This is a genomic window from Burkholderia sp. 22313 (genome assembly GCF_052045245.1).
Taxonomy (GTDB): Bacteria; Pseudomonadota; Gammaproteobacteria; order Burkholderiales; family Burkholderiaceae; genus Burkholderia.
Window position 1 is genome coordinate 152,527 of the sequence record NZ_JBQEON010000004.1, and the last position, 20,837, is coordinate 173,363.

Annotated in this window: 21 protein-coding genes; 11 read left to right on the forward strand and 10 right to left on the reverse strand. The window is 68.0% G+C overall.

The features are described 5' to 3' along the window. The first annotated feature begins 214 nt into the window (after nucleotides 1-214). Nucleotides 215-973, forward strand: a complete 759-nt coding sequence (locus tag ACTJKF_RS05555; RefSeq protein ID WP_440622559.1) for an SDR family NAD(P)-dependent oxidoreductase — start codon at nucleotides 215-217, stop codon at nucleotides 971-973. An 80-nt stretch (nucleotides 974-1,053) separates the two neighbouring features. Here ACTJKF_RS05555 and ACTJKF_RS05560 read toward each other — a convergent pair whose 3' ends face one another. Beyond that, nucleotides 1,054-1,896 (reverse strand): SirB1 family protein, encoded by an 843-nt coding sequence (locus ACTJKF_RS05560; RefSeq protein WP_440622641.1) that lies wholly within the window; start codon nucleotides 1,894-1,896, stop codon nucleotides 1,054-1,056. 8 nt (nucleotides 1,897-1,904) lie between these two features. Then, nucleotides 1,905-3,455 carry a murein biosynthesis integral membrane protein MurJ gene (gene murJ, locus ACTJKF_RS05565; RefSeq protein ID WP_440622560.1) on the reverse strand — a complete coding sequence of 517 codons (1,551 nt, stop codon included), beginning with the start codon at nucleotides 3,453-3,455 and terminating at the stop codon, nucleotides 1,905-1,907. 302 nt (nucleotides 3,456-3,757) lie between these two features. On the opposite strand from murJ, the gene rpsT reads away from it, so the two are divergent. Then, a complete protein-coding gene (gene rpsT / locus ACTJKF_RS05570) occupies nucleotides 3,758-4,030 on the forward strand; it encodes a 30S ribosomal protein S20 (RefSeq protein WP_006482211.1) in 273 nt (90 codons plus the stop codon). Nucleotides 4,031-4,177: 147 nt separating this feature from the next. On the opposite strand, the gene ACTJKF_RS05575 is transcribed toward rpsT, so the two are convergent. Then, nucleotides 4,178-4,498, reverse strand: coding sequence for a DUF3579 domain-containing protein (locus ACTJKF_RS05575; protein WP_006762342.1), 321 nt, complete (start codon nucleotides 4,496-4,498; stop codon nucleotides 4,178-4,180). Between the two features lie 413 nt (nucleotides 4,499-4,911). On the opposite strand from ACTJKF_RS05575, the gene argF reads away from it, so the two are divergent. Further along, nucleotides 4,912-5,841 (forward strand): ornithine carbamoyltransferase, encoded by a 930-nt coding sequence (gene argF, locus ACTJKF_RS05580; RefSeq protein ID WP_440622561.1) that lies wholly within the window; start codon nucleotides 4,912-4,914, stop codon nucleotides 5,839-5,841. 126 nt (nucleotides 5,842-5,967) lie between these two features. On the opposite strand, the gene murB is transcribed toward argF, so the two are convergent. After that, nucleotides 5,968-7,017 carry a UDP-N-acetylmuramate dehydrogenase gene (murB, locus tag ACTJKF_RS05585; RefSeq protein ID WP_440622562.1) on the reverse strand — a complete coding sequence of 350 codons (1,050 nt, stop codon included), beginning with the start codon at nucleotides 7,015-7,017 and terminating at the stop codon, nucleotides 5,968-5,970. Nucleotides 7,018-7,153: 136 nt separating this feature from the next. On the opposite strand from murB, the gene ACTJKF_RS05590 reads away from it, so the two are divergent. Next, on the forward strand, nucleotides 7,154-7,639 hold the full coding sequence (locus ACTJKF_RS05590) for a YajQ family cyclic di-GMP-binding protein (protein ID WP_440622563.1): 486 nt from the start codon (nucleotides 7,154-7,156) through the stop codon (nucleotides 7,637-7,639). A gap of 104 nt (nucleotides 7,640-7,743) precedes the next feature. On the opposite strand, the gene plsY is transcribed toward ACTJKF_RS05590, so the two are convergent. Then, nucleotides 7,744-8,382 (reverse strand): glycerol-3-phosphate 1-O-acyltransferase PlsY, encoded by a 639-nt coding sequence (plsY, locus tag ACTJKF_RS05595; RefSeq protein WP_440622564.1) that lies wholly within the window; start codon nucleotides 8,380-8,382, stop codon nucleotides 7,744-7,746. A gap of 179 nt (nucleotides 8,383-8,561) precedes the next feature. After that, complete coding sequence (gene ybaK / locus ACTJKF_RS05600; RefSeq protein ID WP_440622566.1) at nucleotides 8,562-9,053, reverse strand: Cys-tRNA(Pro) deacylase; 492 nt, start codon at nucleotides 9,051-9,053, stop codon at nucleotides 8,562-8,564. Between the two features lie 282 nt (nucleotides 9,054-9,335). On the opposite strand from ybaK, the gene ACTJKF_RS05605 reads away from it, so the two are divergent. Next, nucleotides 9,336-10,898: a class I adenylate-forming enzyme family protein gene (locus ACTJKF_RS05605; RefSeq protein WP_440622567.1), complete on the forward strand. Its 1,563-nt coding sequence runs from the start codon at nucleotides 9,336-9,338 to the stop codon at nucleotides 10,896-10,898. 55 nt (nucleotides 10,899-10,953) lie between these two features. Here ACTJKF_RS05605 and xerD read toward each other — a convergent pair whose 3' ends face one another. The 3 genes from xerD to queG form a co-directional block, all read right to left on the reverse strand. After that, the gene (gene xerD / locus ACTJKF_RS05610) at nucleotides 10,954-11,922 is read right to left on the reverse strand and encodes a site-specific tyrosine recombinase XerD (protein WP_440622568.1); all 969 of its coding nucleotides are present in this window, start codon (nucleotides 11,920-11,922) and stop codon (nucleotides 10,954-10,956) included. Next, entirely contained in the window at nucleotides 11,922-12,389 is a 468-nt protein-coding gene (locus tag ACTJKF_RS05615; protein WP_440622569.1) for a methylated-DNA--[protein]-cysteine S-methyltransferase, read from the reverse strand. Before ACTJKF_RS05615 ends, xerD begins: the two co-directional genes overlap by 1 nt. Before the next feature lie 63 nt (nucleotides 12,390-12,452). Next, nucleotides 12,453-13,688 (reverse strand): tRNA epoxyqueuosine(34) reductase QueG, encoded by a 1,236-nt coding sequence (gene queG / locus ACTJKF_RS05620; RefSeq protein ID WP_440622570.1) that lies wholly within the window; start codon nucleotides 13,686-13,688, stop codon nucleotides 12,453-12,455. A gap of 17 nt (nucleotides 13,689-13,705) precedes the next feature. Here queG and tsaE point away from each other — a divergent pair, with 17 nt between their 5' ends. The 4 genes from tsaE (at nucleotide 13,706) to trxA (ending at nucleotide 17,738) form a co-directional block, all read left to right on the forward strand. After that, on the forward strand, nucleotides 13,706-14,257 hold the full coding sequence (gene tsaE, locus ACTJKF_RS05625; protein ID WP_440622571.1) for a tRNA (adenosine(37)-N6)-threonylcarbamoyltransferase complex ATPase subunit type 1 TsaE: 552 nt from the start codon (nucleotides 13,706-13,708) through the stop codon (nucleotides 14,255-14,257). After that, nucleotides 14,239-15,774 (forward strand): N-acetylmuramoyl-L-alanine amidase, encoded by a 1,536-nt coding sequence (locus ACTJKF_RS05630; protein ID WP_440622572.1) that lies wholly within the window; start codon nucleotides 14,239-14,241, stop codon nucleotides 15,772-15,774. The genes tsaE and ACTJKF_RS05630 overlap by 19 nt, the downstream gene beginning before the upstream one ends. Before the next feature lie 181 nt (nucleotides 15,775-15,955). Continuing rightward, the gene (locus ACTJKF_RS05635; protein ID WP_440622573.1) at nucleotides 15,956-16,837 is read left to right on the forward strand and encodes a pirin family protein; all 882 of its coding nucleotides are present in this window, start codon (nucleotides 15,956-15,958) and stop codon (nucleotides 16,835-16,837) included. 52 nt (nucleotides 16,838-16,889) lie between these two features. Beyond that, nucleotides 16,890-17,738 carry a thioredoxin gene (gene trxA / locus ACTJKF_RS05640; protein ID WP_440622574.1) on the forward strand — a complete coding sequence of 283 codons (849 nt, stop codon included), beginning with the start codon at nucleotides 16,890-16,892 and terminating at the stop codon, nucleotides 17,736-17,738. Between the two features lie 109 nt (nucleotides 17,739-17,847). On the opposite strand, the gene tcdA is transcribed toward trxA, so the two are convergent. Beyond that, a complete protein-coding gene (tcdA, locus tag ACTJKF_RS05645) occupies nucleotides 17,848-18,705 on the reverse strand; it encodes a tRNA cyclic N6-threonylcarbamoyladenosine(37) synthase TcdA (protein ID WP_440622575.1) in 858 nt (285 codons plus the stop codon). 128 nt (nucleotides 18,706-18,833) lie between these two features. Between tcdA and pdxH the strand changes: the two genes are divergently transcribed. Together pdxH and ACTJKF_RS05655 are read left to right on the forward strand one after the other, a co-directional pair. Continuing rightward, a complete protein-coding gene (gene pdxH / locus ACTJKF_RS05650) occupies nucleotides 18,834-19,478 on the forward strand; it encodes a pyridoxamine 5'-phosphate oxidase (protein WP_440622576.1) in 645 nt (214 codons plus the stop codon). Between the two features lie 130 nt (nucleotides 19,479-19,608). Then, nucleotides 19,609-20,829, forward strand: coding sequence for a class I SAM-dependent methyltransferase (locus ACTJKF_RS05655; protein ID WP_440622577.1), 1,221 nt, complete (start codon nucleotides 19,609-19,611; stop codon nucleotides 20,827-20,829). The last annotated feature ends 8 nt before the right edge of the window (nucleotides 20,830-20,837 follow it).

The window sequence follows — 20,837 nt, forward strand, 5'->3', positions numbered from 1 at the left end:
GCACCGCGTCGTGCCCCCCGCAAACCGCCCGGTTCCGGGCGGTTTTTTTTCGCCTGCCCGATCCGTTTCGTCTGACCTGGATTCGCACGACCGTGCCGGTGTGGCCTGCGCCCGACGGCGCCCCGTACAATGGATCGGCCTCATGCGCCACGTGAAGCGGCGCACCGGCCGTGCGTTCGGTCGGCCGGCATCGGACCCAACCAAGGAGACAGTGATGGAGATTCGCGGCAACGTCTTTCTGATCACGGGCGGCGCATCGGGCCTCGGCGCCGGCACGGCCCGCATGCTCGCGCAGGCGGGCGGCACGGTCGTGCTCGCCGACCTGAACGAGGCGGCCGGCACGGCGCTCGCGAGCGAACTGGGCGGCGTCTTCGTGCGCTGCGACGTGTCGACCGAGGCCGACGCGCGGGCGGCCGTCGACGCCGCGACGCGCGCGGGCACGCTGCGCGGCCTCGTGAACTGCGCGGGCATCGCGCCCGCCGCGAAAACCGTCGGCAAGGACGGGGCGCATCCGCTCGACGTGTTCGCGAAGACGATCAACGTGAACCTGGTCGGCACCTTCAACATGATCCGGCTCGCGGCCGCCGCGATGGCCGCGACCGCGCCGAACGACGGCGGCGAGCGCGGCGTGATCGTCAGCACCGCGTCGGTGGCCGCCTACGACGGGCAGATGGGCCAGGCCGCGTATGCGGCGTCGAAGGCCGGCGTCGCGGGCATGACGCTGCCGATCGCGCGCGACCTGGCGCGCAGCGGCATCCGCGTGATGACGATCGCCCCGGGACTGTTCGAGACGCCGATGCTGCTCGGCATGCCGAAGGACGTGCAGGACGCGCTCGGCGCAATGGTGCCGTTCCCGCCGCGGCTCGGCAAACCGGACGAATACGCGATGCTGGTGCGCCAGATCGTCGAGAACCCGATGCTCAACGGCGAAGTGATCCGCCTCGACGGCGCGATCCGGATGCAGCCGAAGTAAGTGCAAACAACCGCAAACAAAAAACGCCCGCGCGATGCGGGCGTTTTTACGTTGCAGGTTCCGGCGATGCCGCGCGCGGCTCAGTCCTCGCCGTCGCGCTGCATCCGCTGCCGCAACTCGGTCACCTGCGACTCGACGACGGTCGCGTCGTCCGCATCGGGCCGCTCGCCGAGATACTGCTCGAGATCCTCGAGTGCCGGGCGCAGGTAATCGAGCCGCGCATACGCGAAGCCGCGGTCGCGCACTTCATCGAGCTGTTCCGGCAACAGGATCACGAGCCGCTGCTGCACTGCGAGCAGCCGCTGCCAGCGTTCCGTCTGCAGATAGATCGTCTTCAGGTTGCGCAGCATCCGCGCGATGATCTCGCGGCTCGTGGCCGGCTGCAGCAGCGCGCGCAACGCGCTGTCGACCGCGCCCGCCGCACGCGCGACGTACGGTTCGAGCATCTCGACCATCTCGGCTTCGGACAGCGAGTGGCCGTTGGTCGGATCGATGATCAGGTCGCCTTCCGACAGCGTCACGCGCAGCAGGAAGTGGCCGGGGAACGACACGCCGCGCGCGGGCACGCCGACCTGCTCGGCGAGCTCGAGATACAGCACCGACAGCGAGATCGGGATCCCGCGCCGCCGCTTCAGCACCGCGTTCAGGTGGCTGTTATCGGGGTCGTAGTAATCGTTGTGATTGCACGCGAAGCCGAGTTCGCGGAAGAAGAACTCGTTGAGCGCGGCGACGCGCTCCTTCAGGTCCGCATCGTCGGCAAGCCGGCGGCGCAACCGCGCGGCCAGCATGTCGAGTTCGGCCAGCGTGCCCTGCAGGTCGAGGTCGGGATACGCGTCCTGTGCGAGCGACAGCGCGGTCTCGGTGACGGGCAGGCTGTCGTCGTCCGCCACGAGCGTGCTGAAGTAGTCGAGGACGCGGGTCATAGCGGTCGTCACTTGGCGCGCCTTCTGAAGTAAGCGTATTTGAAGCCCATCACCCACAACATACCGAAATATAGTGCAGCGAACAGCACGAGGCACGCCGCCATCAGCGCAATCCGGTCGAGCGGCTGCGCACGCATGCCGGTCCAGTCGAAGCTGGTCGCGCACCAGTGCATCAGGCCCGCGAGCACCAGCGCCGCGCCGATCAACTGCACGAAAAAGCGCAGCCAGCCCGGCGACGGCTGGTAGATGCCGCGCTTGCGCAGCCCGAGGAACAGCAGCAGCGAGTTCAGGCACGCGCCGACGCCGATGCTCAGCGTGAGGCCCGCATGGCCGATCAACGGCACGAACACGTAGTTCGAGATCTGCGTGACGATCAGCACGCCGATCGCGATCTTCACCGGCGTCTTGATGTCCTGCTTCGCATAGAAGCCCGGCGCGAGGATCTTGATCAGGATGATGCCGACGAGGCCGATCCCGTAGGTCGCGAGCGCGCGCGCGACCATCGTCACGGTATGCGCGTCGAACTTGCCGTAGTTGAAGAGGGTCGCGGTGAGCGGTGTCGCGAAGAAGAACAGCGCGAGCGCGCTCGGCGCCGCGAGCAGGAACGTGACGCGCAGCCCCCAGTCGAGCAGCGCCGAATACTCGTGCGTATCGGCATCGACGTGCGCCTTCGACAGGCTCGGCAGCAGGATCGTGCCGAGCGCGACGCCGAGCAACGCGGTCGGGAATTCCATCAGGCGGTCGGCGTAGTTGATCCACGACACCGCGCCCTGCCCGAGCCGCGACGCGATGTTGGTGTTGATGATCAGCGACAACTGCGCGACCGACACCGCGAACGTCGCCGGCACCATCTTCGCGAGCACGCGCTTCACGCCCGGGTGGCGCAACGCGCGCACCGGGTTGATCCCGATCAGCGGCACCATGTCGATCTTCTTCAGGCCCGGCAGCTGCACCAGGAACTGCAGCAAGCCGCCGGCGATCACCGCCCACGCGAGCGCGTAGACCGGCACCTTCAGGTGCGGCGCGACGAACACGGCCGCGGAGATGAATGCGACGTTGAGCAGCACCGGCGCGAACGCCGGCAGCGAGAAGCTCTTGTAGGTGTTCAGCACGCCGGACGCGAGCGTCGTCAGCGAGATGAACACGATGTACGGGAACATGATCCGCGTCATCGTGACCGCGAGCGGGAACGCCTGCCCGTCGGTATGCAGGCCGGACGCGACCGCGAACACGACCCACGATGCCCCGGCGATGCCGAGGACCGACAGCGCGGCGAGCGCCCACGCGAGCACGGTCGACATCGCGTCGACCAGCGCCTTGGTCGCGTCGTGCCCCTGCTGGTTCTTGAACTCGGCCAGGATCGGCACGAACGCCTGCGAGAACGCGCCTTCGGCAGACAGGCGGCGCAGCAGGTTCGGAATGCGGAAGGCGACGTAGAACGCGTCAGTGTATTGACTGGCGCCGAACGCACGGGCGATCAGCGTCTCGCGGGCCAGTCCGGTCACGCGCGACAGCAGCGTGAAGCCGCTGACCGTCAGCAGGGCTCGGAATAGATTCATGGGGCGCTTATTATACGGACGTTGCGTGCCCCGGCACGGACGGATGCCGAAAAGCGCATGCGCCGCCGCTGCCCCGTCCGGTCGATGTCACGTCGAACTTGCCATACGCTTGATTTTGTTGCTATAATCGCCGGTTTCTGAGCCTGTACATGCACGGCGCCTGTCGTTTTCATGTCTCGGCCTCGGTTAAAATCACCGTTTTTTATGCGCCCCTGGGCAATCGCTCTCAGGGGACGGATCGAAAAGCAGCGCTTGGCCGTCAGGCTCCAAGCTCTGGAAACAGGACAGGATAAGGAACCGTCATGGCTAACTCCGCACAAGCACGCAAGCGCGCCCGCCAAGCCGCGAAGGCAAATTCGCACAACTCGGCGCTGCGCTCGAAATTCCGTACCGCGATCAAGTCGGTTCGCAAGGCTGTTGAAGCCGGCGACCAGGCAAAGGCTGCCGAGCTGTTCAAGGCTGCCGTGAAGACGATCGACACGATCGCCGACAAGAAGATCGTTCACAAGAACAAGGCCGCTCGCAGCAAGAGCCGCCTCGCCGCAGCCGTCAAGGGCCTGCAGGCAGCAGCGTAAATCCGGTGTGCCCGCTTCGGCGGGCGCCCCTGTTTCCTGCGATCGTGAAAAAGCCCGCCTAGGCGGGCTTTTTTGCTGTGCGTCGCCCGCGCATCGCGCCGGGCGACCGCCGGGCAGGGGCGCGGCATGCGCCCTCGCCCGGCGAACTCACTTCTTCTCGTTGTAGTCCGGCAGTTCGCATGCCTCGGTGACGACGAGGTTGTTGTCCTTCGCGAAGTTCAGCACGAAATCGAACGCCATCGGCTCGATGTCGCGCAGCCGGGAATCCAGGATCACGCATTTCAGGTCGCCGAGCATCGTCGGGCGCACGTACAGCGAATATTTCAGGCGCGCGTTCGGCCCGCTCGCACCCGGCCCGAAGCAGGCCATCACGCCGGCCAGACGCTCCGACCAGTCGCTCGGGCGAAACTTTTTCCCGTCTTTCGTGATGCCCTGGATGAAGAATTCGGTCGGAGGGGTTTCAGCCATGTGGTTACCCAAGTGACGGCCCGGCGATGTCCAGGCGACGGCGCCTGGATACGCGACACAAAGCTGGCATGGACGGCGACACCTGCGCTCCGATATCCCGAAAACAGGCCGTCGATGCGTGCCGCCGGCGCGCCGCACCGGATTTGTGCAGCGCATGGCTTGTGTCCGGCAGAGCGCGAAAAAGGCTTGCCTGCCGGGCTGGAGAAAACTTTTGGATTATACCGCAGCGCGCCATCGCGCGTCGTCCCGCAGCCCCTCTTCGGACGTCCGCACGCACACGCGGCGATCCCGCCCCGGTTATCGTCGTGGCTCGTCAAAGCACGGAAAATCCTTTATGCTGCTTTGAGTTATCCACACCCGATGGCGGCGCCATCCGGCTCCGCTGCCGGTTCAGACCCGCCGCATTTCGCTTCATGACCGCCAAAACCATTCGTCACTACCTGCAGTTCAAGGATTTCTCGCTGGAAGACTACGAGTACGTGCTCGAACGCACGGGTATCCTGAAGCGCAAGTTCAAGAACTACGAGACCTATCACCCGCTGCACGACCGCACGCTCGCGATGATCTTCGAGAAGAGCTCGACGCGCACGCGACTGTCGTTCGAAGCCGGCATCTTCCAGCTGGGCGGCCACGCGGTGTTCATGAGCACGCGCGACACGCAGCTCGGCCGCGGCGAGCCCGTCGAGGATTCCGCGCAGGTCATCTCGCGGATGGTCGACATCATCATGATCCGCACGTTCGAGCAGGACGTGATCACGCGCTTCGCGCAGAACTCCCGCGTGCCGGTGATCAACGGCCTGACCAACGAATACCACCCGTGCCAGGTGCTCGCGGACATCTTCACGTACTACGAGCACCGCGGCCCGATCGCCGGCAAGACGGTCGCGTGGGTCGGCGATGCGAACAACATGCTGTACACGTGGATCGAAGCCGCGCAGATCCTCGGGTTCAAGCTGCGCCTGTCGACGCCGCCGGGCTATGCGCTCGACATGAAGCTGGTGGCACCGGACAGCGCACCGTTCTATGAAGTGTTCGACGACCCGAACGAAGCGTGCCGGGGCGCCGATCTCGTGACCACCGACGTGTGGACGAGCATGGGTTTCGAAGCCGAGAACGAAGCACGCATGCAGGCGTTTGCCGACTGGTGCGTCGACGAGGAAATGATGGGCCACGCGAACGCGGATGCGCTGTTCATGCACTGCCTGCCCGCGCACCGCGGCGAGGAAGTGACGGCCGGCGTGATCGACGGCCCGCAGAGCGTCGTGTGGGACGAGGCGGAAAACCGCCTGCACGTGCAGAAGGCGCTAATGGAGTTCCTGCTGCTCGGTCGTCTCAAGCACTGAGCGCGGCACACCGCATCCACGCTCCGCCGGCATCCGGCGGCATGCGAAAAAAGCGCCGATCGTCGATCGGCGCTTTTTTGTTGGTACGGACGACAGCGAATGAAAGGCGCGGAACGACAACCCGCGTTACACGCACACCGGCTCGGGTTCGAGCTCGACGCCGAACCGCGTGCGCACGTCGTCCTGGATCGCACGCGCGAGCGCGAGCACGTCGGTGCCCGTAGCGCCACCGCGATTCACCAGCACGAGCGCCTGCCGGTCGTGCACGGCCGCCGCGCCAAGCGCGCGCCCTTTCCAGCCGCACTGGTCGATCAGCCAGCCGGCCGCGAGCTTCGCCTGCCCGTCCGGCTGCGGATACGACACGACCTCCGGCGCACGCGCGCGCAGCGCGTCGAACCGCGCGGCATCGATCACCGGATTCTTGAAGAAGCTGCCCGCGTTGCCGAGCACGAGCGGATCGGGCAGCTTCGCGCGGCGGATCGCAACGACCGCGTCGAACACGTCGCGCGGCGTTGGCGCATCGGGTGCGATGCCGCGCGCGTCGAGCTCGCGCGTGACGTCCGCGTAGCCGAGCCGCGGCATCCAGCGCTTGGGCAGCCGGAACGTCACCGACACGATCGCGAAGCGGCCGCGCCCTTCCCGCTTGAAGAAGCTGTCGCGATAGCCGAATGCGCAGCGCGCGGCGTCGAAGCGCTCGCTGCGCCCCGTCGCGAGTTCGACGGCGACCAGCGAATCGAAGTACGCCTTCATCTCGAGGCCGTACGCGCCGATGTTCTGGATCGGCGCGGCGCCGACGGTGCCCGGAATCAGCGCGAGGTTCTCGAGGCCCGGCATCCCGTGCTCGAGCGTCCATGCGACGAACGCATGCCAGGTCTCGCCGCCGCCCGCCTCGACGTACCACGCGGCGTCGTCCTCGCGCACGACGCGGCGGCCGGCGATCTCGTCGAGCAGCACGACGCCGTCGAAATCGCGCGTGAACACGACATTGCTGCCGCCGCCGAGCACGAGCTGCGGCAGGTTCGCGACGCGCGGGTCGCGATGCAGCGCCGCGAACTGCGCAGCCTCCGTGATGCGGGCGGCGAAGCGCGCGGTCGCGGCGATGCCGAAGGTGTTATGCGCGGCGAGCGGATAGTCGGGGAGCAGCGACAAGGCGGAATCGTCAGGAGGCATCGGCATTCGCGGTCACGTCCGCCGGGCGGGCGGACAGCCGGCCTTGGGCAAACGGAGGGGCATCGGTAAAATGGCAAACAGTCCGCAATTATAGCGAGTGCCCGCGCGCGAGCCGGGCGCCCGCATCTCAAGGGAGAATGCCATGCCATCGTTCGACGTCGTTTCCGAAGCGAACATGATCGAAGTGAAGAACGCCATCGAGCAGTCGAACAAGGAAATTTCGACGCGCTTCGACTTCAAGGGCTCCGACGCGCGCGTCGAGCAGAAGGAGCGCGAGCTGACCCTGTTCGCCGACGACGATTTCAAGCTCGGCCAGGTCAAGGACGTGCTGATCAACAAGCTGGCGAAGCGCAACGTCGACGTGCGCTTCCTCGACTACGGCAAGGTCGAGAAGATCGGCGGCGACAAGGTCAAGCAGGTCGTCACCGTGAAGAAAGGTGTGACGGGCGACCTCGCGAAGAAGATCGTCAGGCTCGTGAAAGACAGCAAGATCAAGGTGCAGGCGAGCATCCAGGGCGACGCGGTGCGCGTGGCCGGCACGAAGCGTGACGACCTGCAGAGCGTGATCGCGCTGCTGCGCAAGGACGTGACCGACACCCCGCTCGACTTCAACAACTTCCGCGACTGATCGGACGCTTCGACCGGCCCTCGGGCCGGTCCTCAGACCCGTCGCGCCGCCGGGCCCCGCATACCGGGCGCCCCGGCGGGCGGCAGCTCCCTCCTCGGCTTTCCTCAGGCCTTCCCGCCGTTCTGCGCGCCGCCATCGGCTGCCGCCTTCTTCTTGTCGCCGATCCGGCTTTCCTGCCCCGCCAGCAGCTTCGAGATGTTGCCGCGGTGACGCCAGACGAGCAGCACGCTCATCGCGAGCACGGCCCACGCGACCGGGTTGTGGCCCGTGCCGAACAGGAACACGTCGAACACCGGCGCGAACACGGCCGCCACCAGCGCCGCAAGCGACGAATAGCGGAAGAAGAACGCGACGATCAGCCAGGTCAGCGCAGTCGCGAGCCCGAGCACCGGGTGCACGGCGAGCAGCACGCCGGCCGCGGTCGCGACGCCCTTGCCGCCCTGGAAGCGGAAGAACACCGGATACAGGTGGCCGAGGAACACGGCGATCGCGACCCACGCGACGGCGACGTCGGGCAGCCCGAAGTGCCGCGCGAGCCAGACGGCGAGCCAGCCCTTGAACGCATCGCCCAGGAGCGTCAGGATCGCGGCCTTCTTGTTGCCGCTGCGCAGCACGTTGGTCGCGCCGGGATTCTTCGACCCGTACGAGCGGGGATCGGCCAGGCCCATCGCGGCGCTGACGACGACGGCGAACGACACCGAACCGATCAGGTAGGCAACAAGTGCGGCGAGCAGGATCTGCATGCGGAGAACTCTTCTTTCAACGTATCGGTAAAGGGACGGCCGGGTACGGCAGTGCCGGCCGGTTGCGGCAGGCGCCGTCGCGACGAGCCGCCGGCAGGCCGTGGCGGCCGTGCGGGCCGACCGGCCGAAACGGCGCCCATTCTACCGAACGAGCACGGCCTGCCACGAAGGTGAAACCCTCAGTCGACGCTCGCGCACTGCACGGGCGTCGCGCCGAGCAGCGTCGCGAGCACCGCGGGCGCAAGGCTGACGAGATAGCCGCGGCGGCCGCCGTTCAGGTAGATCGTCGGCAATTCGAGGATGGTCGACTCGACGTACACGGGCATCGTCTTGCGCGTGCCGAACGGCGACGTGCCGCCGACCAGGTAGCCGGAGTGGCGGTTCGCGACGTCGGGCTTGCACGGCTCGACGCGCTTCGCACCGATCTGCCGCGCGAGGTTCTTGGTCGACACCGTGCGGTCGCCGTGCATCAGCACGATCAGCGGCTTCGCGTGCTCGTCCTCCATCACCAGCGTCTTCACGACGCTGTGTTCGTCGACGCCGAGCTGACGCGCGGACTCGCCGGTGCCGCCGTGCTCGACGTACTCGTATGGATGCTCGCCGAACGCGACACCGTGGCGGCGCAGCAGCTGGGTCGCGGGTGTCTCGGATACGTGTCTGGATTTGCTCATGGCGGCATTTTAATGGCGAACGACCGGCGGGCGGGCACGATCGCGCCATGACGCGATCGCACGGCGCCGGGTTCGCGGCAGCCTGCCGCGCGCCGGCGGTATACTCGCGGCCCTTTTGTCCCGGGGCAGGCGCGCCTGCCATCGCGGTGCTCGGCTGCGCCATCATTGCGGGCATCGCGAAGGGCTATTGCCCGATTGGCCGATTGTGGCGTGGCCGCCGTCATGGCACGATCGTTCGCAAAACTCGCCGCGCCGCCGCCCGGCCCATCTTCTGGAGACGCCATGACCTCGCCTGTCCGCTCATCCGCGCCGCTCGACGTCGCGGCACTGCTCGCCGCGCTGCCCGGCCGCATCGCCGACGTGCCCGCCCGCCGGGCCGCGCGTGCGCCCGCGCATCCGGCGCTGATCGAGGACGCGCGCCGCCTGTCGTACGGCGAGCTGGCGCGGGCCGTCGAGGCGGCCGCCGAGCGGCTCGCGCGCCTCGGCGTGCGCGGCGGCGACCGCGTGATGATCGTCGCGGAAAACAGCGTCGCGCAGATCGTGCTGTTGCTCGCGGTCGCGCGCGTCGACGCCTGGGCGCTCATGTCGAACGCGCGGCTGTCAGCCGCCGAGCTCGATGCGATCGCCGCGCATGCGCGGCCGAAGCTGATCGCGTTCGCGACGGAAGCGTCGCCCGACGCACGCGCGCATGCGGCACGCTACGGTGCGCTGCCTGCCGACACGCTGCCGGTCGACATCGGCGCGTGGTCGTATCACGTCGACGCGCACGCGCCCGACGAACCGGTGGCCGCCGACGCGGCCGCGCAATGCGCGGCGCTGATCTACACGACCGGCACGACGGGCACGCCGAAAGGCGTGATGCTGTCGCATCGCAACCTGCTGTTCATCGCGGCGACGTCGAGTGCGCTGCGCCGCGTGTCGCCCGACGACATCGTCTACACGGTGCTGCCGGTGTCGCACGTGTACGGGCTCGCATCGGTCTGCCTCGGCAGCCTGTACGCGGGCGCGACGTTGCGGCTCGCGCCGCGCTTCTCGCCGGAGGCCGTGCGCGTCGCGCTCGCCGACGAAGGCGTGACGATCTTCCAGGGCGTGCCCGCGATGCACGCGAAGCTGCTCGAGCACCTGCAGACGCACGCGCATGCGTGGCACGCGCCACGGTTGCGCTTCGCGTACTCGGGCGGCTCGCCGCTCGATGCCGACCTGAAGGCGCGCGTCGAGCGCGTGTACGGCGTGCCGCTGCACAACGGCTACGGGATGACCGAGAGCAGCCCGACGATCACGCAGACGCCGCTCGATGCGCCGCGCACCGACTGCTCGGTCGGCGTGCCGATCCCGGGCGTGGAGATGCGGATCGTCGCACCGGACGGCACCGACGTGCCGCCCGGCCAGGTGGGCGAAATCCGCGTGCGCGGGCCGAATGTGATGCTCGGCTACTACCGCAATGCGGATGCGACGCGCGCGGCCGTGTCGCCGGACGGCTGGCTCGGCACCGGCGATCTCGCGCGGCAGGACGCGGACGGCTCGGTGACGATCGCAGGCCGCAGCAAGGAACTGATCATCCGCTCGGGCTTCAACGTGTATCCGGTCGAGGTCGAGCAGGTGCTGAACGCACACCCGGACGTCGTACAGGCGGCCGTGGTCGGCCGGGCGGTCGAGGGTAACGAGGAAGTGCTCGCGTTCGTCGAGCTGGTGCCCGGCGCGACGGCGACCGAGACTGCGCTGCAGGCGTGGTGCGCGGACCGGCTCGCGCCTTACAAGCGCCCTGCGCACATCCGCGTGCTGGATGCACTGCCGGCCGCGTCCACGGGCAAGGTACTGAAGCACAAGCTGCGCGAACTCGTGTAACGCGCGGCGCGCGCCACCGCCCCCCCGCGAGGGCCCGCGCGCGCGCCGCATGGACCTAACCGCGCGGATGGTGTTGCGCGTGCAGCGACTTCAGCCGCTCGCGCGCGACGTGCGTGTAGATCTGCGTGGTCGAGATGTCGCTGTGGCCGAGCAGCAGCTGCACCACGCGCAGGTCGGCGCCGTGGTTCAGCAGGTGCGTCGCGAACGCGTGCCGCAACGTATGCGGCGACAGGTGCGCACGGACGTCGGCCTGCTGCGCGTGGCGCTTGATGATGTTCCAGAACTGCTGGCGCGTCATCCCGTCGCCGCGCGCGGTCACGAACAGCGCATCGGCCGCGCGTGCGCCGAGCAGCGCCGGCCGCGCGTCGCGCAGATAGCGCTCGATCCAGCCTTGCGCGACCTCGCCGAACGGCACCAGTCGTTCCTTCGAACCCTTGCCCATCACGCGCACGACGCCTTCGTTGAGCCCGACCTCGACGGTCTTCAGCGTGACGAGTTCGCTCACGCGCAACCCGCTCGCGTACATCAGCTCCAGCATCGTGCGATCGCGCAGCCCCAGCGGCGTCGCGATGTCGGGCGCGCCGAGCAGCGCTTCGACCTGCGCCTCGGACAGCGTCGACGGAAACCGCGCGGCCTGCTTCGCCGACGTGATCCGCAGCGTCGGGTCCGCGCTCGCGCGATGCTCGCGCACGGCCCAGCCGTAATAGCGACGGAACACCGACAGCCGCCGGTTCGACGACGTCGCCTTGCCGTCGCTGCGCGCGGCGATATAGCCCGTCACCATCGCTTCGTCGACCGCATCGAGCGACGCGTCGTGCGTCACGGCCAGCCATTGGGAAAACAGCACCAGATCGCGCCGGTACGCATCGAGCGTGTTGCGCGCGAGCCCGTGCTCGAGCCACAGCGCATCACAGAACACGTCGATCGACGCAAGGCTCGCGCGCAGCGCGGGCGATGCCGCGGCCGCGTCGCCGTGGGCATCGGACGCAGCGTCGGAGTCGGGGGAAAGCAGCGGTTCGCTCATCAGTACGGCACGCCCTCGTGCGCCAGCAGCCAGCGCTTCACTTTCTGGTAATAGCCACCGTCGTCGTGATTCGCGAAGCCGCCAAGGCCGCCCGCCGCGACGACGCGGTGGCACGGAATCACGAGCGGGAAATAGTTCGCGCCGCACGCCTGGCCGACCGCGCGCGGCGCGCTGCCGATCCGCTTCGCGACCTGTCCGTAGGTCAGCACCGTGCCCGGCGGAATGTCGCTGATCACGTTCCACACGCGATGCTGGAACGCACTGCCGACGTCGGCAAGCGGCAGGTCGAAGCGCGCCGACGCGCGCTCGAAATAACGTTCGATCTGCTGGACCGCGCGCTTCGCGAGCGGCGAGTCCGGATCGACCGACCGGATCGATTCGGGCAGATAGACGATCTCGCGCACCACCGCGGCATCGGTACGGATGCCGACCTTGCCGAACGGTGCGTCGATGACTGCGTTGAACATGAGCTTCTCCTGACCGGTGAAACGCGCGGCGCAGCCGCGCGCCGACGACACTTTACGCCGCCTTCATGCGGCACGCAGCGCCCATTCGACATGCTCGCGCACGACCGGCGACGGATCGTCGGCCCGCGCGCGCAACGCGGCGACGATCGCCGCGCGCGCATCGGGCGCGAGCCGATCGGCCGGCGCGCGCAGCGCATTGCCGAGCCCGACCGCGAGATTGCGCAGCCAGCTTTCATGACCGATGCGCCGGATCGCGCTGCCCTGCATCCGCGTGTCGAAGGTGTCGGCGTCCCAGCCGAACAGCTCGACGAGGGTCGCGCGGTCGAGCCCGTGCCGCACGTCGAAGTCGGCGACCGGCGCGGCCTGCGCGAACTTGTTCCACGGACACACGAGCTGGCAGTCGTCGCAGCCGTACACGCGGTTGCCGATCATCGGCCGCAGCGGCTCGGGAATGCTGCCTTTCAGTTCGATCGTCAGGTACGAGATGCAGCGGCGCGCGTCGACGCGATACGGCTCGACGATCGCGCCGGTCGGACACGCACCGATGCAGCGCGTGCAGCTGCCGCAGTGCGCGCCGGGTGTCTCGGGTGCGGTGTCGGGCGCCGTTTGTGCATCGGTCGGCAGCGGCACGTCGACGTAGATCTCGCCGAGGAAGAACAGCGACCCCGCGTCGCGCTGCAGCAGCAACGTGTGCTTGCCGCGCCAGCCGACCCCGGCCTTCTGCGCGAGCTCGACCTCGAGCACCGGCGCCGAATCGGTGAACACGCGGTAGCCGAACGCGCCGATCTCGCGCTCGATGCGCTCCGCGAGCGTCTGCAGCCGATTGCGCAGCACCTTGTGATAGTCGCGGCCGCGTGCGTAGATCGACACGACGGCCGCCTGCGGATCGTCGAGGCGCGCGCGCTCGCGAGCGCGCCAGTCGTGCGGCACAAGTGCGCCGGACGACGCATCGGGGGTGTCGGCGGCAAGCGTTTCGGCCGGCAGATACGCGAGCCGCGCGGAAATCACGCGTCGCGTACCGGCCACAAGTTCGGCCGGCCGCGCGCGTTTCATCCCGTGTTTCGCCATATAATCCATTTCGCCGTGGTACCCGGCTTCCAGCCAGGCGGCGAGGCCTGCTTCGGCATCCGAGAGATCGGTATCGCTGATGCCGATCGCCCCGAAACCCAATTCGCGCCCCCACGCCCTGATGCGAGCGGCGAGCGCGGTCAACGTCGCATCATCGAGCGCGCACGGCGCCGCGCCTTCGGCACGAGTCGAAGACCTGTCGGATGCGGCGAGTTCCGGTAATCGGTTCATCGCACTATTTTACGAGAATGTCAGCCACGTCCCATACGCCTCATGCCGACACGCTGCCCGCCCCGCTCGCGGAGCGCGTGATCGCACTCGCCGACGAAGCGGCGACCGAGGCCTTCGGCGCCCGCTTCGCGCACGCGCTCGACGCGGCCCGCAGCGAACTCGCCCGCGCACACGCGTTCGACGGCCTGCAGATCCAGCTGATCGGCGACCTCGGCGCGGGCAAGACGACCCTCGTGCGCGCGATCCTGCGCGGCCTCGGCCACCCCGGACGCGTGCGCAGCCCGACCTACACGCTCGTCGAACCGTACGCATTCGCACGCGACGACGGGGAACTTGAGGTCTATCACTTCGATCTGTATCGATTCAACGATCCGGCCGAATGGTCCGACGCAGGCTTTCGCGAATATTTCAATTCCAGCGCGATCTGTCTCGTCGAATGGCCGCAACAGGCAGGCACCCTGCTCGGCGTGCCCGATCTGGTTTTCTCGCTCGACGTGGATGGCGACGGCCGCGCCCTCACCGCCCGGGCGTTCAGCGCTTCAGGAAAGGCATGTCTCGAAAGATGTTGATCAAACCGTTCCGCTCGATCGAATCGGCGGCCACCGCGACGCACAACTGGCGGCGCCGCCAGATCCTGCGCGCGGGCGCGTCGACGCTGGTGCTCGGTCTCGTCGCGCCGCGGCTCGCGCACGCGTCGTCGGTGCTCGGCGTGCGCGTGTGGCCGGCGCGCGATTACACGCGCGTCACGATCGAATCCGATCAGCCGCTGCAGAATAGCCAACAGTTGTTGCAGGGTCCCGACCGGCTCGTCGTCGACCTGAGCGGGCTCGATCTCGACCAGGCGCTGCGCGACCTCGTGTCGAAGATCGCGCCGAACGATCCGCAGATCCAGTCGGTGCGCGTCGGCCAGTATCAGCCGCACGTCGTCCGGATGGTGTTCGACCTGAAAGGCTCGGTGAAGCCGCAGGTGTTCACGCTGCCGCCGGTCGGCACCTACAAGTACCGGCTCGTGTTCGACCTGTATCCGGCCGTCGCGCCCGATCCGCTGACCGACCTGATCGCGCAGACGGAACGCAAGGAGCAGGCACTCAACGACACCGCGCGCGCGCAGCAGATGCAGCCGCCGACCGCGCTCACGGGCCCGGCCGCACCACCGCCACCCGCCGCGGGCGACAACAGCGACGCATTCTTCCAGCGCTTCGCGCAGAACACGCCGTCCACCCCGCGCACGCCGCCGGCCGCGACGCCTTCGACACCGCCGATGCCCGCGAAGCCGGCCGTCAAGCCGCCCCCCGTCATCGCGCGCCGCAACGACAGCGAAGACGACGGCGACACCTACAAGTTCACCGCGCCGAAATCCGGCAAGGGCGGCACCGTGCGCCTGCTGACGGTTGCGATCGATCCGGGCCACGGCGGCGAGGATCCGGGCGCGATCGGCGGCGGCGGCACGTACGAGAAACACATCGCGCTCGACATCGCGAAGAAGCTGCGCGCGAAGATCGACGGCGCGCCGAACATGCGCGCGATGATGACGCGCGACGCCGACTTCTTCGTGCCGCTGAACGTGCGCGTGCAGAAGGCGCGCCGCGTCGGCGCGGATCTGTTCGTGTCGATCCACGCGGATGCGTTCACGACGCCGTCCGCGCGCGGCTCGTCGGTGTTCGCGCTGTCCGACCACGGCGCGACGAGCGCCGCGGCGCGCTGGATGGCGAACAAGGAAAACTCGTCGGACCTGATCGGCGGCATCAACATCAAGACGGCGGACGCGGCCGTGAACCGCGCGCTGTTCGACATGTCGACGACCGCGCAGATCCGCGACTCGCTGCGCTACGGCAACTACGTGCTGAAGGAAGTCGGCGGCATCAACAAGCTGCACAAGGGCTCGGTCGAGCAGGCCGGGTTCGCGGTGCTGAAGGCACCCGACATTCCGTCGATCCTCGTCGAGACCGCGTTCATCAGCAACCCGGACGAAGAGCGCAAGCTCAACGACGACAGCTATCGCGACGAGATGGCCGACGCGATCTTCCGCGGCATCAAGCGTTACTTCGCCGCGAATCCGCCGCTCGCGAAGAGCCGGATGGCCTGACCGCCCGACGCGCGGCCGCCCCTCCCCCGCCGCCGGCACGCGTTGCGTGCCGGCACGTCACGACGCCGCGAAGCGGCGCACCGGCTTCCCGCCGAACACGTTCACCCGAGCCCGCCCATCACGAGCGCGGCGCCGCCAGTACAATGACCGGCACTGCAGCCGTTCCCACCCGAGGCCCGCCATGACCGATCCGATCAAAGCCCTGCTGAAGCCGCATATCCGCGACATCGGCAACCTGCAGGTGCGCCGCACGCTGCCCGCGCTCGCCGCACGCCTCGTCGGCCCGTTCATCTTCTTCGACCACATGGGTCCCGCGGTGCTGCCGGCCGGCACTGGCCTCGACGTGCGCCCGCACCCGCATATCGGGCTCGCCACCGTCACCTACCTGTTCGATGGCGCGATCCTGCACCGCGACAGCCTCGGCTCGCTGCAGGAAATCGTGCCGGGCGACGTGAACTGGATGACGGCCGGCCGCGGCATCGTCCACTCGGAGCGCACGCCCGATGCGCAGCGCGCGAGCGGCCATACCGTGCACGGCATCCAGACCTGGGTCGCGCTGCCGGTCGCCAACGAAACCACCGAGCCGTCGTTCGAGCACCATGCAGCCGACACACTGCCGAAGCGCGACGAAAACGGCGTCGCGCTGACGGTCATCGCCGGCGACGCATTCGGCCTGCACTCGCCCGTCACGACCTTCTCGCGCACACTGTACGTCGCCGCCGAATTCGCGGCCGGCGGCCGGATCGAACTCGACGCGTCGCACGAGGAGCGCGCGGTCTACGTGGTCGACGGCGACCTGACGATCGACGGCACGCCGGCGCCGGCCGAACAAATGGCCGTGCTCACGCCGGGCGCGAGCGTCACGCTCGCCAGCAGCAACGGCGCGCGCGCGATGCTGCTGGGCGGCGACAAGATCGACGGCGAGCGCTTCATCGAATGGAACTTCGTCGCGAGCAGCCGCGACGCGATCGAGCGCGCGAAGCGGGCGTGGACGAACCAGGAAATGGGCAAGGTGCCGGGCGAAACCGAATGGATTCCACTGCCCGAATCGAAGCCGCGTTGAAAATCGGGCGCGCTGCCCCCATCCTGACGACATTCGAACGGACGAGAACGACATGGACACCACGCTTGCCACTTTCGAGAAAGACGTCATCGAGGCGTCGCTGGACGCGCCCGTGCTGGTCGACTTCTGGGCGCCGTGGTGCGGCCCCTGCAAGACGCTCGGCCCGCTGCTGGAAAAGCTCGAAGCCGACTACGAAGGCCGCTGGAAGCTCGTGAAGGTGAACGTCGACGAGAACCAGGAGCTGGCCGCGCACTTCCAGACGCGCAGCATCCCGCACGTGATCGCGTTCGCCGACGGGCGCCCGGTCGATCAGTTCATCGGCGTGCTGCCGGAAGGCCAGTTGCGCGCGTTCCTCGACCGGCTGCTGCCGGCGCCTGACGAAGCCGAGCGCCGCGCCGCGCAATACGCGATCGCCGAGTCGCGCTACGACGACGCCATCACCCACCTCGAAGCGGCGCTCGCGCTGAACCCCGGCTTCGACGACGCACGGCTCGACCTGATCGAACTGCTGCTCGCGAACAACCAGATCGATGCCGCGCGCACCGAGGCCGAGCGTCTGTCGCCGCAGACCGTGCAGAGCACCGATTCGCGCTACCAGGCGATCAAGACCCGTTTCGATGCGCTCGACGCGACGGCCGACCTGCCGCCGACCGACGCGCTCGAGGCGCGCATCGCCGCGAACCCCGCCGATCTCGACGCACGCTTCGACCTCGCGCAGTGCCTGATCGCGCGACGCGCGTACGAAGGCGCGCTCGAGCAGTTGCTGGAAATCGTGTTGCGCGACCGCGCGTATGGCGACGATCTCGGCCGCCGCACGATGATTTCGGTGTTCGAGCTGGCGGGCGATCACCCCGAGCTGGTGGCCGCCTGGCGGCGCAAGCTGAGCATGGCGCTCAACTGATGTCACGGCGGGCCGGGCCGCCCGGGCCCGGCTCACTCGTCCGCGCCCCCTCTCCCCCGCGACGCACTTGCCGCGCCGCGGCATCGATCGAAATCGCTCGATGCCCGGATCAGCCGGCGGCCCGCGCCGCGATCGCCCGCAGCGCATGCGCGGCGGCGGCGAAACCGAAGCTCGCGGTCACGCACACGCTCGAACCGAACCCTGCACAGTTGAGCCCCGCGACATGCGCGGCAGCCGACGGCTCCGCGCCGTCCTCGATGTCGCATGCGGCCGCTTCCGGATAAATCAGCGGCTCGTCCGAATACACGGCACTGACCTTGAAGCGCGCCTTCGGCCCGCGCGGAAAGCCGTGCTGCTTGCGCAGCTGCGCGCGCACCTTCGACAGCAGCGGATCCTGGATCGTCAGCGCGAGATCGTCGATACGGATGCGGGTCGGGTCGAGCTGGCCACCCGCGCCGCCGACCGTGACGAGCGGCTGCCCTTGCGCGACGCACCATGCGATCAGCGCGACCTTGGTACGCACGCTGTCGATCGCGTCGATCACGTAGTCGAAGCCGCCGCCGAGCAGCGCGTCGAAGTTGTCGGGTTCCGCGAAATCCTCGATCCGGTTCACGCGGCACGCGGGATCGATCAGCGCGATCCGCTCGGCCATCGCGTCGACCTTCGGCTTGCCGTAATTGCCGTCGAGCGCGTGGATCTGCCGGTTCGTGTTGCTTTCGGCAACGTTGTCGAGATCGATCAGCGTGAGCGTGCCGATCGCGCTGCGCGCGAGCGCCTCGGCCGTCCACGAACCGACGCCGCCGATGCCGATCACGGCGACGTGCGCCCGCTCGAACGCGGCGAGCGCCGGTGCGCCGTACAACCGCGCGATGCCGCCGAAACGGCGCTCGCGATCCACGTCAAGCTGGATGGCCGGGGTCGGGGTAAGATCAGAGGAACTGGGCGGGGCAGCGTCGGCAGCGGGCATATCAGAAAGGAAAACGTAAGTCGTGCAGCCCTCTATTTTGCCTGAACTCCCCGCCGATACGCGCCACTGTGCACGCACGATCCTCGCGCGTTCGCTATACTGGCCCCAGATTGAAGCGTTTGCATAACATGACGACTCTCGCCGATCTCCGCATCAACTATTCGCGTGCTTCGCTCGATGAAGCCGATGCCGCCCCCGACCCCTTCGCCCAGTTCGACCGCTGGTTCAAGGAGGCGCTCGCCGCCAAGCTCCCCGAGCCCAACACGATGACGCTCGCCACCGTCGGCGCCGACGGCCGGCCGTCGGCCCGAATCGTGCTCATCAAGGGTGTCGACGAACGCGGGTTTGTCTTTTTTACCAATTACGAGAGCCGCAAGGGCCGCGATCTCGCCGCCCATCCGCACGCGGCGCTGCTGTTCTACTGGATCGAGCTCGAGCGCCAGGTGCGCATCGAAGGCCGGATCGAGAAAACCAGCGCCGACGAAAGCGACCGCTATTTCGCGTCGCGCCCGCTCGGCTCGCGCATCGGTGCGTGGGCGTCCGAGCAGAGCGCGGTGATCGACAGCCGCGCGACGCTCGAAGCGCGCGAGAAGGCGACGGCCGAACGCTACGGCGAGAACCCGCCGCGCCCGCCGCATTGGGGCGGCTATCGCGTCGTGCCCGACGCGATCGAGTTCTGGCAGGGCCGCCCGTCGCGGCTGCACGATCGCCTGCTCTATACGCGCGACGCCACGGCGGCGCCGGGCTGGACGATCTCGCGCCTGTCGCCGTAAGCACGGCGGGCGCAGCGCCGGTGCGTGCCGGCCGTGTCTCGTGTTGCATCCGGGCGCCCGCGTCGCAAGCGGCGGGCGCCGGTCAAGATACTTGGCTGTATTCGATTCAATGAACAAACGGAGATTCCAAATGTTCTGGGAAAAGAAGCTGGCACAGTGGGCGGACGAAGTACGGGCGAAGGCGAACATACCGGCGCGCCTCGTGCTGTGGAACGGCGATCAACTCGATTTCGGCACCTTCAGCGCGCCGCAGGTCACGCTGAAGGTCAACAGCGCGTCCGCGTTGCCGCTGCTGCTCGAACCGAGCCTCGACAATCTCGGCGAGGCGTACGTGAAGGGCAAGATCGACATCGAAGGCCGGCTGTCGGACATCATCAACATCAGCTACTCGCTCGCGCGCAGCACGGTCACCAGCGCCAGCAAGCTCGCGCGCGTGAAGCGCTACTTCAATCATACGAAGAACACCGACCGGAAGGCGATCCAGTATCACTACGATGTCTCGAACGCGTTCTATCAGCTGTGGCTCGACGAGAACATGGTGTACTCGTGCGCGTACTTCGAGAACGGCGACGAGGATCTCGCGACCGCGCAGATCAAGAAGATCGACCACATCCTGACCAAGATCCGGCTTGAGCCCGGCCAGCGCCTGCTCGACATCGGCTGCGGCTGGGGTGCGCTCGTGCTGCGCGCCGCGCAGAAATTCGGCGCGACGTGTCTCGGCGTGACGCTGTCGCAGAACCAGTTCGATCTCGCGACCGCGCGCGTGAAGGCCGCGGGGCTCGAGGACAAGATCGAGATCCGCCTGCAGGACTACCGCGAGATCGAGGGCCAGTTCGACCGGATCACGAGCGTCGGGATGTTCGAGCACGTCGGCCGCAAGAACCTGCCGCTCTATTTCTCGCGCGTGCACGACCTGCTGGCCGACGACGGCATCGCGATGAACCACGGGATCACGTCGACCGACGCGGAAAGCGGCGAGACGGCGCTCGGCGGCGGCGAATTCATCGACCGCTACGTGTTTCCGGACGGCGAGCTGCCGCACATCAGCCTGGCGCTCGAAGCGGCGCAGCGGGGCGGGCTCGAGGCGATTGACATCGAAAGCCTGCGGCGACACTATGCGCGCACGCTGGAAATCTGGACCGAGAACTTCGAGGCGAAGGCGGAACAGGCGCGCGGGCTCGTCGACGACGAAAAATTCCGCATCTGGCGTGTGTATCTCGCCGGTTGCGCGTATGCGTTCGAGCACGACGACGTGTCGATCTTCCAGATCGTGTGCCGCAAGGCCGGGCGCAGCGCGAAAACGCTGCCGTGGTCGCGGCGCTACATGTACGAAAACCCGCTGCCGCGCTAGGCGGCACT

What these genes read in the sequence shown, in the direction of transcription:
- rpsT (WP_006482211.1), top strand. Translation starts at nt 3,758, where the DNA reads ATGGCTAACTCCGCACAAGCACGCAAGCGCGCCCGCCAAGCCGCGAAG.
- trxA (WP_440622574.1), top strand. Translation starts at nt 16,890, where the DNA reads ATGGACACCACGCTTGCCACTTTCGAGAAAGACGTCATCGAGGCGTCG.
- ACTJKF_RS05635 (WP_440622573.1), top strand. Translation starts at nt 15,956, where the DNA reads ATGACCGATCCGATCAAAGCCCTGCTGAAGCCGCATATCCGCGACATC.
- ACTJKF_RS05560 (WP_440622641.1), bottom strand. Translation starts at nt 1,896, where the DNA reads ATGACCCGCGTCCTCGACTACTTCAGCACGCTCGTGGCGGACGACGAC.
- ACTJKF_RS05615 (WP_440622569.1), bottom strand. Translation starts at nt 12,389, where the DNA reads ATGTTCAACGCAGTCATCGACGCACCGTTCGGCAAGGTCGGCATCCGT.
- pdxH (WP_440622576.1), top strand. Translation starts at nt 18,834, where the DNA reads ATGACGACTCTCGCCGATCTCCGCATCAACTATTCGCGTGCTTCGCTC.
- xerD (WP_440622568.1), bottom strand. Translation starts at nt 11,922, where the DNA reads ATGAGCGAACCGCTGCTTTCCCCCGACTCCGACGCTGCGTCCGATGCC.
- ACTJKF_RS05590 (WP_440622563.1), top strand. Translation starts at nt 7,154, where the DNA reads ATGCCATCGTTCGACGTCGTTTCCGAAGCGAACATGATCGAAGTGAAG.
- plsY (WP_440622564.1), bottom strand. Translation starts at nt 8,382, where the DNA reads ATGCAGATCCTGCTCGCCGCACTTGTTGCCTACCTGATCGGTTCGGTG.
- queG (WP_440622570.1), bottom strand. Translation starts at nt 13,688, where the DNA reads ATGAACCGATTACCGGAACTCGCCGCATCCGACAGGTCTTCGACTCGT.
- argF (WP_440622561.1), top strand. Translation starts at nt 4,912, where the DNA reads ATGACCGCCAAAACCATTCGTCACTACCTGCAGTTCAAGGATTTCTCG.
- ACTJKF_RS05630 (WP_440622572.1), top strand. Translation starts at nt 14,239, where the DNA reads ATGTCTCGAAAGATGTTGATCAAACCGTTCCGCTCGATCGAATCGGCG.
- ybaK (WP_440622566.1), bottom strand. Translation starts at nt 9,053, where the DNA reads ATGAGCAAATCCAGACACGTATCCGAGACACCCGCGACCCAGCTGCTG.
- murJ (WP_440622560.1), bottom strand. Translation starts at nt 3,455, where the DNA reads ATGAATCTATTCCGAGCCCTGCTGACGGTCAGCGGCTTCACGCTGCTG.
- tcdA (WP_440622575.1), bottom strand. Translation starts at nt 18,705, where the DNA reads ATGCCCGCTGCCGACGCTGCCCCGCCCAGTTCCTCTGATCTTACCCCG.
- ACTJKF_RS05575 (WP_006762342.1), bottom strand. Translation starts at nt 4,498, where the DNA reads ATGGCTGAAACCCCTCCGACCGAATTCTTCATCCAGGGCATCACGAAA.
- ACTJKF_RS05655 (WP_440622577.1), top strand. Translation starts at nt 19,609, where the DNA reads ATGTTCTGGGAAAAGAAGCTGGCACAGTGGGCGGACGAAGTACGGGCG.
- ACTJKF_RS05605 (WP_440622567.1), top strand. Translation starts at nt 9,336, where the DNA reads ATGACCTCGCCTGTCCGCTCATCCGCGCCGCTCGACGTCGCGGCACTG.
- tsaE (WP_440622571.1), top strand. Translation starts at nt 13,706, where the DNA reads ATGTCAGCCACGTCCCATACGCCTCATGCCGACACGCTGCCCGCCCCG.
- ACTJKF_RS05555 (WP_440622559.1), top strand. Translation starts at nt 215, where the DNA reads ATGGAGATTCGCGGCAACGTCTTTCTGATCACGGGCGGCGCATCGGGC.
- murB (WP_440622562.1), bottom strand. Translation starts at nt 7,017, where the DNA reads ATGCCGATGCCTCCTGACGATTCCGCCTTGTCGCTGCTCCCCGACTAT.